The following is a 15,160-nucleotide window of genomic DNA, read 5'->3' on the forward strand; positions in this document are numbered from 1 at the left end:
GCTTTGGCTGACGGCCCGACGGGCATTCTGCGCCCACGCATAAACTGGCAGGCCCTGACGACGCTCGCGGTCCTCGTGATCGTGGGCTTCCTGGTCCTGCTCCCGATGGTCTTCCTGGTCGAGGAGTCGCTGAACGTCGGCGATCCGATGGCGTTTCCGCCGGTCGAGTTCGGCATCGCCAATTACATCTCGATCTTCGAGGAGGACCTCAAGACCGTGTGGAACACGCTGGTCATCGCCGTGATGGCCACCGTGATGGCGATCTTCATCGGCTTCACGCTGGCCTGGATCCTGACGCGCACCAACGTGCCGGGACGGGAGAAGCTCGAACGGCTGATGGAGCTGCCGTATTACATGACGCCGCTGGTGGGCGCGCTCGCCTGGGCGGTGATCGCCGGACCCAAGAGCGGCTTCATCAACCAGATGTGGAAGGCGATCGGCGGTACCGGCGACATCGCCGACATTTACACTCATTTCGGCATCGCCTGGGTGATGGCCCTGTTCGAGGGCACCGTCGCCTTCGTCATGATCTCGGCGTCGATGAAGTCGATGGACCCGGCGCTCGAGGAATCGGCGCGAGTCATGGGCGCCTCCAAGCTCCGCACCATGCTCACCGTGACGCTGCCTCTGGTGATGCCGGGCGTGCTGGGCGCCATGCTGTTCGTCTTCGCCGAGATGCTGGGCTCGTTCGCCGCCGCCCTCGTGCTCGGCATTCCCGGCCGCATCTACGTCATCACCACGGCGATCTGGGATTCCACGCTCGCCTATCCACCCGATTACGGCCGCGCCTCGGCGATGGGCCTGTCGCTGTTCGTCGTCATGTTCTTCATGTTGTCCTTCTATCGCCGCATGATCCGCCGTGGCACCTTCACTACGATCAGCGGCAAGGCTTTCCGGCCGCGGCCGATGGACATGGGAAGGCTCGCCTGGGTGCTGTTCAGCGTCTGCGCGCTCTATGTGGCGCTGGCGGTGGTCTTTCCGATCGCGGCGCTCCTCATGACCTCACTGCAGCGCTTCGCCACCGTGCTCCTGCACCAGGCGCAGTGGACGCTCGCCAATTACGAGACCGCCCTGTCTCTGGGACCGGTTCGCACGGCACTGTTCAACAGCATCATGCTGGGCCTGGGCGTCGCCACGGTCGGCGTGGTGATCATGGCGTTGCTGGTCTGGATCATCTACCGCTCGCAACTGCGCGGCCGCGGCGCCATCGAGTATCTCGTGATGTTTCCGCAAGCCGTGCCCCGCCTCGTGTTCGGCCTGGCGCTGCTGTGGGCCTGGCTCAATATCCCGATCGGCATCTACGGCACCTTGTGGCTGCTGGCGCTGGCCTACTTCACCGTCATGCTGCCGCTCGGCGTGCGCACACTGGCGGGCGTGGTGCTGCAGATCGACAAGAGTCTGGAAGAATGCGCGCGCGTCTGCGGCGCCTCCTGGGCCTACCAGATGCGCACCGTCACCCTGCCATTGCTCAAGCCCGGCATCCTGGCGGCGTGGCTGCTGATCTTCATGGCCTGCGTGCGTGAACTCGGTGCGTCGGCCTTCCTGATGGGGCCGAACGCCAAGGTGATCGCGCCGTCGATCGTCAACGCCTTCGCCACCAGCGGCACGGAGCTTACGGCGGCGATGGCATTGATCCAGACCTTCACCGTGATCTTGGCGCTGGTCATCCTGTTCCGTGTGGCGCGCGGCATGACCAAGGAGTTGCAGTGAGCGAGACGCGTATCGAAGTGAAGGACCTGGTCGTGCGCTACGGCGATCAGGTGGCGGTGAATGGCGTGAGCTTCACGGTCGGTCGCGGCGAGCATCTGACCCTGCTCGGGCCTTCGGGGTGCGGCAAGACCACGACCTTGCGCGCCATCGCCGGCCTCGAACATCCGTCAGGCGGCAGCATCCGCATCGACGGCCGGATGATGTATGACTCAGCCGAGCGCAAGAACGTCCAGACCGAACAGCGCGGCGTCTCGATGGTGTTCCAGTCCTACGCCATCTGGCCGCATATGAGCGTATTCGACAACGTTGCCTATGGCCTCCGGGTGCGCAAGCAGGGCCAGGACGGCATCAAGGCCAATGTGGAGCGGGCGCTCGACCTGGTGCAGATGCGCCATCTTGCCGAGCGCGGCGCTTCCAGACTGTCGGGCGGCCAGCAGCAGAGAGTTGCGCTGGCCCGCGCCATCGCCTTCTCGCCGACCGTCGTACTGTTCGACGAGCCGCTCTCCAACCTCGACGCCAAGCTGCGCGCCGAGATGCGGGTCGAGCTGCGTGAGCTGCAGCGCCGGCTGGGCATCACGTCGGTCTACGTCACGCACGACCAGGAGGAGGCGCTGGCCATTTCCGACCGTGTGATCGTCATGAACGTGGGCGTGATCGAGCAGATCGGCACGCCGGAAACAATCTACAACCGGCCGCGCAGCCGCTTTGTCGCCGACTTCGTGGGCTCGGCCAACCTGATCAAGGGCAAGCCCGGCGGTGACGGCACCTTCGTCACGGATGGCGGCACGGTGCTGAAGGTCATGGCGCCGCACAAGCCGCACGGCAGCGAAACCGAGGTTGCCGTCCGCACCGCCTACATCGATCTGGAGCCGCGGCCCGGCGACAATCACGTGCCGGGGACGGTGCGGCAGCGCCTTTTCCATGGCGACTTCGTGCAATACGTGATCGACAGCGCCGTTGGTCCGATGATCGTGCGCCGGCCGCCGGTCAATCTGCTGGAAGAGCGCGCTGCGGTGACGCTTTCCTTCTCACCCGAGCACTGCGTGCTGCTGGAGGCGTAACGGGAGCTAAAACGGCTCCGTCCCCGCCACGATCACCCGGTGCATCAGCCGGCGCTCGCCCTCGGGGTAGTCGGCGTTCGCCTTGTGCATCGTGCAGCGATTGTCCCAGATCACGATGTCGCCCTGTCGCCAGACATGGCGGTACTCGTATTTCGGCTGTGTCGCGTGGGCGATCAGCTCGTCGAGCAGCCGGTCGCTCTCGGCCCGATCGACGCCTGCGATCTGTTCCATGCGGTTGGGATTGAGATAGAGCGACTTTCGCCGCGTTTCGGGATGAGTGCGCACGAGGGGATGCGTGGCCTCGGGCATCGCCGCCATCTCCTCGGCGGGCCGGGTCGAGATGCGGCTCAGCTTGCGGCTCGAATGGTATTTGTGGATCACCTTCATCGAATCGATGCGCGCCTTCATGTCGGCCGGAAGGTCCTCATAGGCGGCATACATGTTGGTGAACTGAGTATCGCCGCCGCGCGACGGGACTTCCACGCCATAGAGCATGGTCAGGGAGCAGGGGGCCCGCATGAAGCTGTCGTCTGTGTGCCAGTTGGCGCCGTTCACGATCTTCTTGCCGTCGCCCAGAGTGTCGCGGTCTTCGCTCGAGATGATGTTAACCTCAGCGCATTCCGGCGTGCGGGCGAGCTGCTTGCGCAGCATCGGGGTTCCGAATTGTGACATGGCCGCGAGGAAGGTGGGCGGCGACAGGTGCTGGTCGCGAATACAGATCACGAGATTGCCGTGCAGGACGTCCGTCAAGGCCGCCTGAGTGGCCCGGTCGGCCGGCTCGTTGAGGTCAATGCCGCTTACCGCTGCGGCCATGTGAGAGCCGAGTTTCTCGGTCTGGAAATTCATGGCGTTGCTCCCGGAAGGCGGGATAACGTGCGCGCCGATCCGACGAATCTCAAGGGGGACCGCCATGAAGATCGCCTACTCTGCTGCAAGCCCGTATGTCCGGAAAGTGATGGCTTGCGCTATCGCGCGCGGGCTCAACGACAAGATCGAGCGCTGGAAGGTCGGGACGACCGATCCGGCGCTGTTGCCGGTCAATCCGCTGTCCAAGGTCCCGAGCCTCATCACCGACGACGGCATGTCGCTCTACGATAGCCCGGTGATCTGCGAGTATCTCGACAGCCTCGGCAGCGCGCCCAAGCTGTTTCCCGCGCCCGGTCCGGCGCGCTGGAAGGCGCTGACCCAGCAGGCGCTGGGCGACGGCATTCTCGACGCCTCCCAGCCGCGCCGCCGCGAGATCGCGCTGCCGCAGGACGAGGGTCGCCAAGGCTACATCGCCCTGCAGCAGGGCAAGGTCACGCGCTCGCTTGACGTTTTGGAGAATGAAGCCGATTCGCTCGGAGAGCTGACGACGATCGGCGAGATCGCGATCGGCTGCGCACTCGGCTACCTCGACTTCCGCTTCGCCAACGAGCCGTGGCGTCCGGGCCATCCCAAGCTGGCCGCCTGGTACGACAAGGTCGTGAAGCTGCCGCCCCTTGCCGAGACGATGCCGGTGGGCTGAGACTGTCGCTCGTTGGTGCCCTCAAGGAAACTGACGGGAGATCGATGAGCGATATCGATACCAAGCCGCAGGCAGTGGAGCGGACCAAGACCAAGCAGCCGCCGCTCTACAAGGTGATCCTGCTGAACGACGACTACACGCCGCGCGAGTTCGTGGTCGTCGTTCTGAAGGCCGTGTTCCGCATGACCGAGGAACAGTCCTACGTCGTGATGATGACGGCGCACCAGCGCGGCGCCTGCGTCGTGGCCACCTACACCCGCGATATCGCCGAATCCAAGGCCAGCGAAGCCAACGACATGGCCCGCGGTGCGGGCCATCCCCTGGAGTTCAGCACGGAGCCTGAGGAGTGAGGCGCCGACGCGGGTCCAGCCCCCTTTTGCAAGCCATTGCAATCATTGGAGAATTCGGCGAATCAGGCAAAAAGGGCCTGAGAAACTTCGGTGGAGAATCAATGGGTTGACTGGAGCGGCTGCGGTCCGTATTTTCCGCCCGCTTTCGGAATTCACCCCGGCCCGGCCGGGGCTTTTTGTTGAGTTAGGGCCATGAAGATCCGTCATTCTCTCAAGTCGGTGAAGCTCCGTCACAAGGACTGCCGCATCGTGCGCCGTAAGGGCCGCGTTTACGTGATCAACAAGACCAACCCGCGCTTCAAGGCCCGCCAGGGCTGAGACGGCGTCAGCGTCTTGCTGAAAAAGCGGCGGGAGCTTCGGCTTCCGCCGCTTTTTCATTTGGCGTATGAGCGAAGCATGGAGATGCCGCCGCTCGATCCCGCCATCCTCGCCCGCCGGTCGGAGATCGTCGCCGCCTTGCGCGCCATATTGCATGGAGGAGGGCCGGGCGAGGGCGTCATCGACGATCTCGACGGCATGCGCCCCTACGAATGCGATGCGCTGTCGGCCTACCGCCAGATGCCGCTGGTCGTGGTGCTGCCCGAGACGGTGGCCCAGGTGGCCGCCATCCTACGCTACTGCCAGGACAACAAGGTGAAGGTCGTGCCGCGCGGCGGCGGCACTTCGCTGTCGGGCGGGTCGATGCCGGTGGGCGATGCGATCCTGCTGGCCATGGGCAAGTTCAACCGCGTGCTCGAGATCGATTACGCCAATCGCTGCGCCCGCGTGCAGCCGGGCGTCACCAATCTCGGCGTCACCAAGGCGGTCGAGCACGAGGGCTTCTACTACGCGCCTGATCCCAGCTCGCAGATCGCCTGCTCGATCGGCGGCAACGTCGCGGAGAATTCCGGCGGCGTGCACTGCCTGAAGTACGGCCTCACCACCAACAACCTGCTCGGCATCGAGATGGTGCTGATGAATGGCGAGGTGGTCCGGCTGGGAGGAAAGCATCTCGACTCCGGCGGCTACGACCTGCTCGGCCTGATGACCGGCTCGGAAGGCTTGCTGGGAGTCGTCACCGAGGTGACGGTGCGGCTGCTGCGCAAGCCCTCGACCGCGCGCGCTGTGCTGCTGGGCTTCCCGACTGAGGCGGGCGCCGCCGACTGCGTCGCCGCCGTTATCGCCTCGGGCATCATCCCCGGCGGCATGGAGATGATGGACAAGGAGGCGACCAAGTGCGCCGAGGCCTATGTCGGGGCCGGCTATCCGCTCGATGCCGAAGGTCTGCTGATCGTCGAGCTCGATGGACCGCCGGTCGAAGTCGACCATCTGGTCGATAGGGTCGCCGAGATCGCCCGAGGTCGCGGCGCGACGACGGTGCGCGTCAGCAACGACGAGCAGGAGCGCGTGCTGTTCTGGGCCGGCCGCAAGGCGGCGTTTCCCGCCGTCGGCCAGATCTCGCCCGATTACATGTGCCTCGACGGTTCGGTGCCGCGCGGCAAGCTGGTCGAGGTGCTGGCCGAGATGCGCGTTCTGTCGAAGCAGTATGGCTTGCGCGTCGTGAACGTCTTCCATGCCGGCGACGGCAATCTTCATCCGCTGATCCTGTTCGACGCCAACGATCCCGACGAGCTGCGGCGCTGCGAGGAGCTGGGCGCCGACATCCTGCGGCTCTGCGTGCGGGTCGGGGGCGTGCTGACGGGCGAGCATGGCGTCGGCATCGAGAAGCGCGACCTGATGGGCGTGCAGTTCACCGAGATCGATCTCGACCAGCAGATGCGTGTGAAGTGCGCCTTCGATCCCGACCACCTGCTCAATCCCGGCAAGGTCTTTCCGAAGTTGCGCCGCTGCGCCGAACTCGGCCGGCTGGTCGTCACCCAGAACAACCTTCCGTTCCCCGACATCCCGCGGTTTTAGCTCAATGACTGGTACGATCAGGCCGCGCGACGCGAAGGAGCTGCGGCAGGCTGTGGAGTGGGCGCTGAACGAGGGCGCCACGCTCGATGTGCGGGGTGAGGGCAGCAAGCTCGCGCTCGGCAAGCCGCTGCAGTGTGCCCAGGTGCTCGATCTGTCGGGCATCTCCGGCATTGTCGACTACGCGCCCGAGGAACTCGTCGTCACCCTGCGCGCCGGCACACCGATGCGCGAGGTCGAGGCGCTGCTGGCCCAGCGCAATCAGATGCTGGCCTTCGAGCCGCCCGACCTCGGTCCTCTGCTCGGCCAGGGGCCGGGGCGAGGGACGCTGGTCGGCGCGGTCATGGGCAATCTCGCGGGCTCGCGCCGCCTCTCGGCGGGTGCGGCGCGCGATCACCTGCTGGGTTTCAGCGGCGTCAACGGGCGCGGCGAGGCCTTCAAGTCGGGCGGCCGCGTCATGAAGAACGTGACCGGCTACGACCTCTCCAAGGTCCTGGCGGGCTCCTGGGGGACCCTGGCGGTGCTGGACGAAGTCTCGGTCAAGGTGCTGCCGGCGCCGGACCAGACGGCGACGTTGCTGCTCCTGGGCCTCGACGATGCGGCGGCCGTGCGGGCGATGTGCGCGGCGATGGGCAGCCCCCACGAAGTCTCCGGTGCCGCGCACGTGTTCGGCAAGACGGCCCTACGTCTCGAAGGCGTGGCGCCCTCGGTCGAGGCGCGGCTCAAGGGCCTGCGCGAACTGATGGCGGATGCCGGTGCGAAGATGGAGGAACTCGGCACGCTGGAGAGCCGCGCTTTCTGGCGAGAAGTGCGCGATGTCGCTCCCTTGAACGCCGGTCCCGACGAAATCATCTGGAAGATCTCCTGTCCGCCGACCGAAGGGCCCGCGATCCTGGCGCGCATCAGGACGCGGCGTCCCACGGCACAAGCCTTCTACGACTGGTCGGGCGGGCTGATCTGGCTGGCGCTACCGCCGTCGGCCGACGCCGACCATACGATCGTTCGCGGGGCGCTTGGCGCGACCGGCGGTCACGCGACCCTGATCCGCGCTCCCGAGGCTGTGCGTGCGGGCGTCCTCGTGTTCCAGCCCCAGTCCGCCGCGCTCGTGGCACTGGCGGCGCGAGTGAAGGAAAGCTTCGACCCCAAGGGTCTCTTCAATCCAGGCCGGATGGGCTGACGTGCAAACCAACTTCACCCTGGCCCAGCTTGCCGATCCCGAGAACGCGCGCAGCGAACAGATCCTGCGCAAGTGCGTGCATTGCGGCTTCTGCACGGCCACCTGTCCGACTTTCGTGCTTCTGGGCGACGAACGCGACAGCCCGCGCGGCCGTATCTATCTCATCAAGGCGATGCTGGAGGGCGACCGCGCGCCGACCATGCAGGAGGTCCGGCACGTCGATCGCTGCCTGTCTTGCCTTTCCTGCATGACGACCTGTCCGTCGGGCGTGAACTACATGCATCTGGTCGATCACGGCCGGCACCGCATCGAAGAGACCTATACGAGGGCGCCGACGGACCGCTTCATGCGCGGCATGCTGGCCTGGCTGATGCCGCGCCCCACGGCCTTCCGCTGGGCCATGGTGCTGGGGCGTCTCGCCAAGCCATTGGCCCCACTGCTGCCGGCAACCAGCACCGATCCGGGCGGCGCCACCTTCCTGCGCCGGCTGCGCGCCATGCTCGATGCCGTGCCGGCGCGCCTGCACGGCCCGTCGCCGGTCGACCGGCCGCAGACCTTCCCGGCAAAGGGCCTGCGCCGCAGGCGCGTTGCGCTGATGCCGGGCTGCGGCCAGCAGGTGCTGGCGCCGGAGGTCAACGAAGCGACGGTGCGCCTGCTGACGCGTCACGACATCGAGGTCGTGAACGTCGCGGGATCGGGCTGCTGCGGCTCCTCCGTGCTCCACGTCGGACGCAACGAGCAGGCGGTCGCCTTGGCCAAGGCGAACATCACCGCCTGGCTGCGCGAGATCGACGGCGCGGGACTCGACGCGATCGTGATCAACGCGTCGGGCTGCGGCACGACGGTCAAGGACTACGGCAACATGCTGGCCGACGAGCCGGAATGGCACGAGAAGGCGCTGCAGGTCGCGAAGCTCGCCAAGGATGTCAGCGAGGTCATGCTCGATATCGGTCTCGTGAACGTCGAGCCCAAGGGACTGACCGTGGCCTATCATTCGGCCTGCTCGATGCAGCACGGCCAGAAGGTGATCGAACAGCCCAAGCGGCTGCTGCGCGATGCCGGCTTCGTCGTGAAGGACGTGCCGGAGGGGCATCTCTGCTGCGGCTGGGCGGGCACCTACCAGGTGCTGCAGCCCGAACTGTCGCGCCGCCTGCGCGACCGCAAGGTGGCCAACATCGAGAGCGTGAAGCCGGATGTGATCGCGGCCGGCAACTTCGGCTGCATCGGCAATATCGCGTCCGGCACCGGCATACCGATTGCCCATACCGTCGAGCTGCTCGACTGGGCTACCGGCGGCCCGAAGCCGGCTGCGCTCGACTGATCACGATCCGGGGGACGGCATGAACGCTCTTCGTGCTTGCCTTGTCGCCCTTCTCGGCCTGATGCTCGGGGCCAACGTGCAGGCGCAGAACGCCGGGAGCGGCACCGTGCTCGATACCCTGTTCATCAAGCTGCAGAGCGCCACCGATCCATCCGCCATCAAGTCGCTGGAGGCGGCGATCTGGGAACAGTGGGTGATGGTCCCCGACATGAGCCAGCGGGCGCTGATGATGCAGGGCATCGCCGAGATGCAGCAGCAGGAACTCAAGACCTCGATCGAGACCTTTACGCGTCTGATCGATGTTGCGCCGGATCTGTCGGAGGCCTGGAACAAGCGCGCGACGGCGCACTGGCTGATGGGCAACTTCCCGGCCTCGCTGGCCGACATCTGCGAGACGGTGAAGCGCGAGCCGCGCCATTTCGGCGCCTATTCCGGTCTCGGCATGATCCGCGCGGAAATGGGAGAGAATGCGCGCGCCGTTGCGGCCTTCGAATTGGCGCGCAAGTGGAACCCGCACATCCCGGGAATCGAGGACGAGATCGAGCGTTTGAAGGTTTTGGGCGGAGATAAAGGGATGGACGCCGACCCATTGGGTTGCGGCCGGCCCTCGACGTAGGTCAAAGTCGCCGCGCGTTCAGATTCGGGAGTTGGTGAATGGCCACGTTGTATGTCGGCGGTCGTCTTTTCGACGGCGAGAAGGTGCAGGACGGGCAGGCGGTGCTGGAAGAGGGCGGCCGCATCAAGCGCGTCGCCCCGGCAGGCGAGTTCAAGGGCTTCGCCGGCGAGGTCGTCGACACGTCGGGGGGCACGCTGATTCCGGGCATCATCGACTGCCATGTTCATTCGCTCTCGGGCGCCGAGGGCAATCCCGGTGCCGTGCAGGATCGCCTGAGCGCCGCCCAGCTCACGGTGCGCGGCATGGAGTTCATGCGCCAGACCCTGGAAGGCGGCGTCACCGCCGTGCGCGACTGCGGCGGCAAGGACTATATCGAATTCGCGATCCGCGACGCCTACAACGCCGGCCGCTTCCTGGGCCCGACGATGCGCTGCGCCGGCCGCATGATCTGCATGACCGGCGGCCACGGCAATCGCACCGGCCGCGTTGCCGACGGAGTGGACGAGGTCGTGAAGGCGGTGCGCGAGCAGGTCCATGCCGGCTCCGACCTCGTCAAGATCATGGCCACCGGCGGCGTGATGACCCAAGGCGTGAATCCCGAGGACGCGCACTACAGCGCCGAGGAGATGAAGGCCGGTATTTCGGAGGCGCATCGTTTCCACAAATGCTGCGCCAGCCATGCCCAGGGCGCGCTCGGCATCCTGAACGCGGTGCGCGGTGGCATCGATTCGATCGAGCACGGCATCTTCATGGACGAGGAGTGCTGCCGCGAGATGAAGGAGCGCGGCGTCTGGCTGGTGCCAACCCTGGCCGCCGTGAAGAACATCCTTAAGGGCTACGACGAGGGCGACCGCTCGATCCCCGACTATGTGATCGACAAGAGCCGCCGCGTGTTCGACCGTCATATCGCGGCGACCAAGATGTACTACGCGGCCGGCGGCCGCATCGCGATGGGCACCGACGCCGGTACGCCGCACAACCGTCACGGCGAGAATGCCCGTGAGCTCGAGTTCATGTGCGACATCGGCATTTCGAGCCGCGATTCGCTGTTCTTTGCGACCGCGAGCGCGGCCGACCTGATGCGCCTGGCCGATCACGGCCGCATCAAGGAAGGCAACGTCGCCGATTTCGTGCTGTGCGACGGCGACGCGCTGGCCGACATCAAGCGGGCGGCGCGCAAGGAGAACCACCGGCTTGTGGTGAAGCGCGGCCTCGTCGCCCGTGACAACCGCGCGGCCTTCTCCCAGGAAGCTGCCCGCGTCGCAGCGGAATAGGGAACGGGCAGGGCGATCCCGGAGCCTTCGTGGAAGAAATCTTCCTCATCCTCGTCGGGATCGCCTGGGCGCTCGGCACGCCCCTGATTGCCATCATGGCGCTGGTCCGCACGTCGGGCATTCGCGCGCAGAACGATCGCCTCGCCTCGGAACTGGCGGCGCTGCGGCGTCAGATCTCCGCGGCGGGCGCTCCGCCGCTTCCGCCGTCCGTCGAAGCGGCGCCGTTCCCGGCGACCGCAATCGAGACCGCCCTTCCGCCGCCGCCGGCGCCACCCTTCGTTCCCGAGCCGGAGCCCGAACCTCAGGCCGAACCCGAGGCGATCGTCATCGGGGCAACCCTGCCGGCATCCCCGTCGACTCCTGCACCGCCGCCGATCCCGGCTATCGAGCCCGTGCGGGGCGGGTGGGAGCAGCGGCTCGGGGCCCGGGCCTTCCTCTGGGTCGGCGCCATTACCCTGGCCTTGTCGGCCGTCTTCCTCGTCCGATACTCGATCGAGGAGGGCTACCTCTCTCCGGAGGTGCGCGTCATCCTGGCGGCGCTGTTCGGCTTTGCTTTGATTGCCGGCGCCGAGCGGATTCGGTCGCGGGACGATCGCGTGTCGCAGGCGCTGGCGGCCGCGGGCGTGGCGGCGCTCTACGGCTCGCTGCTTTCCGCCGTGGCGCTCTACGACATGATCTCCAGGGTCGCGGCCGGTGGCGGCGCGGCGGCTCTCACCGCCTTCACGATCACGCTCTCGCTGCGCCATGGGATCCTCGTCGCGGCGCTCGCCTTCGTCGGCGGCTTCCTCAGTCCCGCGATCATCGGCAGCGAGCAGCCCAACACGCCGGTCCTGTTCGGCTATCTGCTGGCCATTGCCGCGGGCTCGCTCACGGTCATCCGGGTTCGCGGGTGGTGGGTGCTTGGGTGGGGCGTGCTGGCGGGCTCGGCGCTGTGGACCTGCATCTGGATGCTGGCCGATCCCGACCTGCCGGAACTGCACTGGGTCGGGCTCTTCCTGGTGGCGCTGGCCGGCCTCTTCGTCTGGGCATCGTGGCGGCGCCTGCAGGAGAGCGAGAACCCGGCGAAGGACGTGCTGGCCCTGGTCTGGGCTTCGCTGGCCGTCACCGGCGGCTTGCTGGTGCTGGCCATCGCGCAGGACGGCGGCGCGCAGACGGCCGGCTGGCTGGCCCTGGCCGTGCACGGAATTGGCGTCTTCGCCTTCGCGCGCTGGGCGCCGCACTTCCAGTTCACGGCTGGCCTCGCTCCGGCCCTGTCGCTGGCGGCGCTGGCGCTCTGGTGGTGGACGGGAAGCGGGGTGGCCGCCGAATGGAACGATGGCCGCTTCGGTTGGCTCGTGACGATGTTCGGTGGCCTTTACGCCGGAGCGGCCTTCGCCTTGCTGTGGAACGCCGCGCGGCCGGGATTCTGGGCCGCCCTGTCGGTATCGGCGGCGCTCTCGCACTTCCTGTTCGCCTGGTACGTGCTGCGCGGCACCGCGACCGGCGGTGTCCCGTGGGGCCTGATCAGCATCGGCCTCGCCGCGCCCTTCCTGGTGGGGGCGGAACGGCTGGTCCGCTGGCGCGGGGCCATGCCGGGGGCGACCGAAGCCCTGGGCTTCCTCGCCGCGGGCGTCACCTTCTTCATCGGCGCTGCGATCCCGCTTGAGCTCAATCGTGAATGGATCACCGTCGCTTACGCGGTCGAACTGGCCGCGGTCGCCGCGATCTCCGCGCAGCTCGGTCTGGTGGCCCTGCGCCGGCTCTGCTGGCCATTGCTCGCCATCGTGGTCGTGCGCTTCGTCGTCAATCCGGAGATCCTGAGCTATCCGATCGGCCTGACGCCCGTCCTCAACTGGATGCTCTGGGGCTACGGCATCTCGATCGCCGCGCTGGTCGTTGCACTGCGCTTCCTGCGGCCGACCGGCGATATCCAGCTCGTTCGCGCAGTGGAGGCGGCGGCGGCCTTGCTCACCTTCGTCCTGCTGACGCTCGAGGTTCGCAGCGTCTTCCAGCCGACGACGATGATGATGCCGGATGCGAGCTTCATGGAGCGCGCCTTCTACGTGCTGGTCTGGGGCGCCTTTGCCCTGGCGGCACTGTGGAAGACGCGGCTGGACGGAGACCTCGTGGCGCTGTGGGCGTGGCGCCTGAGCGGCGGCGTGGCCGTTGCGGTCGTGCTCATCGTCCAGGTGCTGGTCGCCAATCCCGTGTTCGAGCCGGCGGATGTCGGCCGGCTGCCGATCCTCAACGGGTTGCTGCTGGCCTATGCGATACCGGCGGCGATGGCGGCCCTGGCGCGTCGCTGGATCGACGTCGAGCCCGACCGGCGGGTCGATCTCCTGGTCGAGGCGGCGGCCTCGATCCTGGCCTTCGTCTATGTCTCGTTCGAGGTGCGGCACTTCTTCGATCCCGGCTTCGAGCGGCGCGGCTTCGACGCGCATGGGCTGGAACTCTATGCCTACTCGATCGTCTGGCTGCTGTTCGGCGTCGCCCTGCTGGCGCTGGGCTTCCTGCGGCAGGCCGCGGCGCTGCGGCACGCCGGCATGGTGCTGGTCTGCATCGTGGTCGCCAAGGTCTTCCTGATCGACATGGCGGGGCTGCAGGGGCTGCTGCGGGTCTTCTCGTTCCTTGGCCTGGGCGCGGCGCTGATCGGCCTCGGCTACGCCTATCGTCGGTTCGGCTTCGACAGCAAATGAGCGGGACGTTGTTTCCCGAACTCGGCCTGTCGCTCGACGCGTTGCGGACCCTGCAACTCGACCGGCTGCGCGCCGCGCTTTGCCATGCCTACGACAACCAGGTGCCGTACCGCGGCAAGTGCGAGGAAGCGGGCGTCCATCCCGACCAGCTGACGAGCTTCGACGATCTCGCGCGCTTTCCCTTCACGGAGAAGGGCGACCTGCGCGACGCCTATCCGTACGGGATGCTGGCGATCCCGCGCGAACGCTGCGTGCGTCTGCACGCCTCCAGCGGCACGACGGGCCGGCCGACCGTCGTCGGCTACTCGGCCAAGGACATCGCGACCTGGGGCGACCTGATGGCGCGTTCGCTGTTCGCCGGCGGCGCACGGCCGGGCGACATCATCCACAATGCCTACGGCTACGGGCTCTTCACTGGCGGGCTGGGCGCGCATTACGGCGCCGAGCGCCTGGGCTGCACCGTGGTGCCCATGTCGGGCGGCTTCGGCGAGCGGCAGGTCCAGCTGATCCGCGAGTTCGGCGCCAGAGTCGTGCTGATGACGCCGTCCTACATGCTGGCGATCGCCGACGAGTTCGAACGCCAGGGCATCGATCCGCGCGACACGGCCATGCGCATCGGCATCTTCGGGGCCGAGCCGTGGACGCAGGGGATGCGGACTGAGATCGAGCGCCGGCTCGGCATCGATGCCGTCGACATCTACGGGCTGAGCGAGGTGATGGGGCCGGGCGTCGCGTGCGAGTTCGTCGAGAGCAAGGACGGGCCCACGATCTGGGAGGATCACTTCTATCCCGAGATCGTCGATCCTGTGACCGGCCAGCCTGTTGCCGAAGGTGAGCCGGGCGAGCTGGTGTTCACGACGCTGACGAAAGAGGCGATGCCGGTCGTGCGCTACCGGACGCGCGACCTCACGCGCCTGATGCCGGGCTCGGTCACGGCGATGCGGCGCATGGCCAAGATCACGGGGCGCAGCGACGACATGCTGATCGTGCGCGGCGTCAATCTCTTCCCGAGCCAGGTCGAGGAACAGATCCTGCGCGACCCCCAGCTGAGCGGTCACTACGTCATCGAGCTCACGCGGAGCGGCGCGCTCGACGATCTTCTGGTGAGGGTCGAGGCGCGTGACGGTCTGGAGCGGGAGGCGTTGGCCCGGTCGGCGGCCGAGCTGACGCGGCGGCTGAAGGGCATGTGCGGCCTGACGGCCGAAGTGGAGATTGCAGCGCCCGGGACCGTCGAGCGGTCGATGGGCAAGGCGCGCCGCGTTTTCGACAGGCGTCCGAAAGATTAGAGGCCCGACGCCAGCCGGATCCTGGCCCTGATCAGACCGGGATCGTCTGGAAGCTGACTGACCTCGGCCGCAATCAGGGACGACTTGCTCACGGGGGCTGCCTTCGCGCGACCGGTCGAAGCGTCGACGACGACGGCAAGGGTCAACAGGGCGGCCGCGATCACCAGCAGATCCACCCAGGAGAAACGCATTCTGCGATACTGAAGGGGGACGGCGATGGCCCGGGGCTTTTTGTGGCCGTTATTCATGATGGCCTCGTGGGTGTTATCGGCTGGGCTGGAATGGTTGCT

The 15,160-nt window shown here is 67.0% G+C and carries 14 protein-coding genes; 12 read left to right on the forward strand and 2 right to left on the reverse strand.

All coding sequences use genetic code 11. The features are described from left to right. Window positions 1-3 precede the first annotated feature (3 nt). The gene (locus ACQY78_RS27930; RefSeq protein WP_428681465.1) at window positions 4-1,710 is read left to right on the forward strand and encodes an ABC transporter permease; all 1,707 of its coding nucleotides are present in this window, start codon (window positions 4-6) and stop codon (window positions 1,708-1,710) included. Further along, window positions 1,707-2,771, forward strand: a complete 1,065-nt coding sequence (locus tag ACQY78_RS27935) for an ABC transporter ATP-binding protein (protein WP_428681467.1) — start codon at window positions 1,707-1,709, stop codon at window positions 2,769-2,771. Before ACQY78_RS27930 ends, ACQY78_RS27935 begins: the two co-directional genes overlap by 4 nt. Before the next feature lie 6 nt (window positions 2,772-2,777). Here the strand turns inward: ACQY78_RS27935 and ACQY78_RS27940 are convergent, their stop codons facing one another. Next, window positions 2,778-3,617 carry a TauD/TfdA dioxygenase family protein gene (locus ACQY78_RS27940; RefSeq protein ID WP_428681469.1) on the reverse strand — a complete coding sequence of 280 codons (840 nt, stop codon included), beginning with the start codon at window positions 3,615-3,617 and terminating at the stop codon, window positions 2,778-2,780. A gap of 64 nt (window positions 3,618-3,681) precedes the next feature. On the opposite strand from ACQY78_RS27940, the gene ACQY78_RS27945 reads away from it, so the two are divergent. From ACQY78_RS27945 to ACQY78_RS27990, 10 genes are all read left to right on the forward strand, one after another. Then, complete coding sequence (locus ACQY78_RS27945; protein ID WP_428681471.1) at window positions 3,682-4,278, forward strand: glutathione S-transferase family protein; 597 nt, start codon at window positions 3,682-3,684, stop codon at window positions 4,276-4,278. A 44-nt stretch (window positions 4,279-4,322) separates the two neighbouring features. Beyond that, window positions 4,323-4,628, forward strand: coding sequence for an ATP-dependent Clp protease adapter ClpS (gene clpS, locus ACQY78_RS27950; protein WP_425066264.1), 306 nt, complete (start codon window positions 4,323-4,325; stop codon window positions 4,626-4,628). 192 nt (window positions 4,629-4,820) lie between these two features. Next, window positions 4,821-4,946, forward strand: coding sequence for a type B 50S ribosomal protein L36 (gene ykgO / locus ACQY78_RS27955; RefSeq protein WP_068191747.1), 126 nt, complete (start codon window positions 4,821-4,823; stop codon window positions 4,944-4,946). Between the two features lie 78 nt (window positions 4,947-5,024). Beyond that, entirely contained in the window at window positions 5,025-6,524 is a 1,500-nt protein-coding gene (locus ACQY78_RS27960; RefSeq protein ID WP_428681473.1) for an FAD-linked oxidase C-terminal domain-containing protein, read from the forward strand. A gap of 4 nt (window positions 6,525-6,528) precedes the next feature. Then, a complete protein-coding gene (gene glcE / locus ACQY78_RS27965; protein ID WP_428681475.1) occupies window positions 6,529-7,698 on the forward strand; it encodes a glycolate oxidase subunit GlcE in 1,170 nt (389 codons plus the stop codon). 1 nt (window position 7,699) lies between these two features. Next, a complete protein-coding gene (gene glcF, locus ACQY78_RS27970; protein WP_428681477.1) occupies window positions 7,700-9,019 on the forward strand; it encodes a glycolate oxidase subunit GlcF in 1,320 nt (439 codons plus the stop codon). A gap of 19 nt (window positions 9,020-9,038) precedes the next feature. Further along, window positions 9,039-9,635 (forward strand): tetratricopeptide repeat protein, encoded by a 597-nt coding sequence (locus ACQY78_RS27975; RefSeq protein WP_428681479.1) that lies wholly within the window; start codon window positions 9,039-9,041, stop codon window positions 9,633-9,635. A gap of 38 nt (window positions 9,636-9,673) precedes the next feature. Continuing rightward, a complete protein-coding gene (locus tag ACQY78_RS27980) occupies window positions 9,674-10,909 on the forward strand; it encodes an amidohydrolase family protein (RefSeq protein ID WP_428681481.1) in 1,236 nt (411 codons plus the stop codon). Window positions 10,910-10,938: 29 nt separating this feature from the next. Further along, the gene (locus tag ACQY78_RS27985) at window positions 10,939-13,584 is read left to right on the forward strand and encodes a DUF2339 domain-containing protein (protein ID WP_428681483.1); all 2,646 of its coding nucleotides are present in this window, start codon (window positions 10,939-10,941) and stop codon (window positions 13,582-13,584) included. Beyond that, window positions 13,581-14,870: an AMP-binding protein gene (locus ACQY78_RS27990; RefSeq protein WP_428681485.1), complete on the forward strand. Its 1,290-nt coding sequence runs from the start codon at window positions 13,581-13,583 to the stop codon at window positions 14,868-14,870. The genes ACQY78_RS27985 and ACQY78_RS27990 overlap by 4 nt, the downstream gene beginning before the upstream one ends. On the opposite strand, the gene ACQY78_RS27995 is transcribed toward ACQY78_RS27990, so the two are convergent. Next, a complete protein-coding gene (locus ACQY78_RS27995) occupies window positions 14,867-15,061 on the reverse strand; it encodes a hypothetical protein (protein ID WP_428681487.1) in 195 nt (64 codons plus the stop codon). The two genes, ACQY78_RS27990 and ACQY78_RS27995, sit on opposite strands and share 4 nt — an antisense overlap. Window positions 15,062-15,160 lie beyond the last annotated feature (99 nt).

Origin of the sequence: Reyranella sp., from assembly GCF_965279625.1 — a bacterium.
In the GTDB taxonomy this organism is placed as follows: Bacteria; Pseudomonadota; Alphaproteobacteria; order Reyranellales; family Reyranellaceae; genus Reyranella.

Coding starts and splice junctions, on each gene's coding strand:
- ACQY78_RS27960 (WP_428681473.1), top strand. CDS start 5,025: ATGGAGATGCCGCCGCTCGATCCCGCCATCCTCGCCCGCCGGTCGGAG.
- glcE (WP_428681475.1), top strand. CDS start 6,529: ATGACTGGTACGATCAGGCCGCGCGACGCGAAGGAGCTGCGGCAGGCT.
- ACQY78_RS27995 (WP_428681487.1), bottom strand. CDS start 15,061: ATGCGTTTCTCCTGGGTGGATCTGCTGGTGATCGCGGCCGCCCTGTTG.
- ACQY78_RS27940 (WP_428681469.1), bottom strand. CDS start 3,617: ATGAATTTCCAGACCGAGAAACTCGGCTCTCACATGGCCGCAGCGGTA.
- ykgO (WP_068191747.1), top strand. CDS start 4,821: ATGAAGATCCGTCATTCTCTCAAGTCGGTGAAGCTCCGTCACAAGGAC.
- ACQY78_RS27990 (WP_428681485.1), top strand. CDS start 13,581: ATGAGCGGGACGTTGTTTCCCGAACTCGGCCTGTCGCTCGACGCGTTG.
- ACQY78_RS27980 (WP_428681481.1), top strand. CDS start 9,674: ATGGCCACGTTGTATGTCGGCGGTCGTCTTTTCGACGGCGAGAAGGTG.
- clpS (WP_425066264.1), top strand. CDS start 4,323: ATGAGCGATATCGATACCAAGCCGCAGGCAGTGGAGCGGACCAAGACC.
- ACQY78_RS27945 (WP_428681471.1), top strand. CDS start 3,682: ATGAAGATCGCCTACTCTGCTGCAAGCCCGTATGTCCGGAAAGTGATG.
- ACQY78_RS27975 (WP_428681479.1), top strand. CDS start 9,039: ATGAACGCTCTTCGTGCTTGCCTTGTCGCCCTTCTCGGCCTGATGCTC.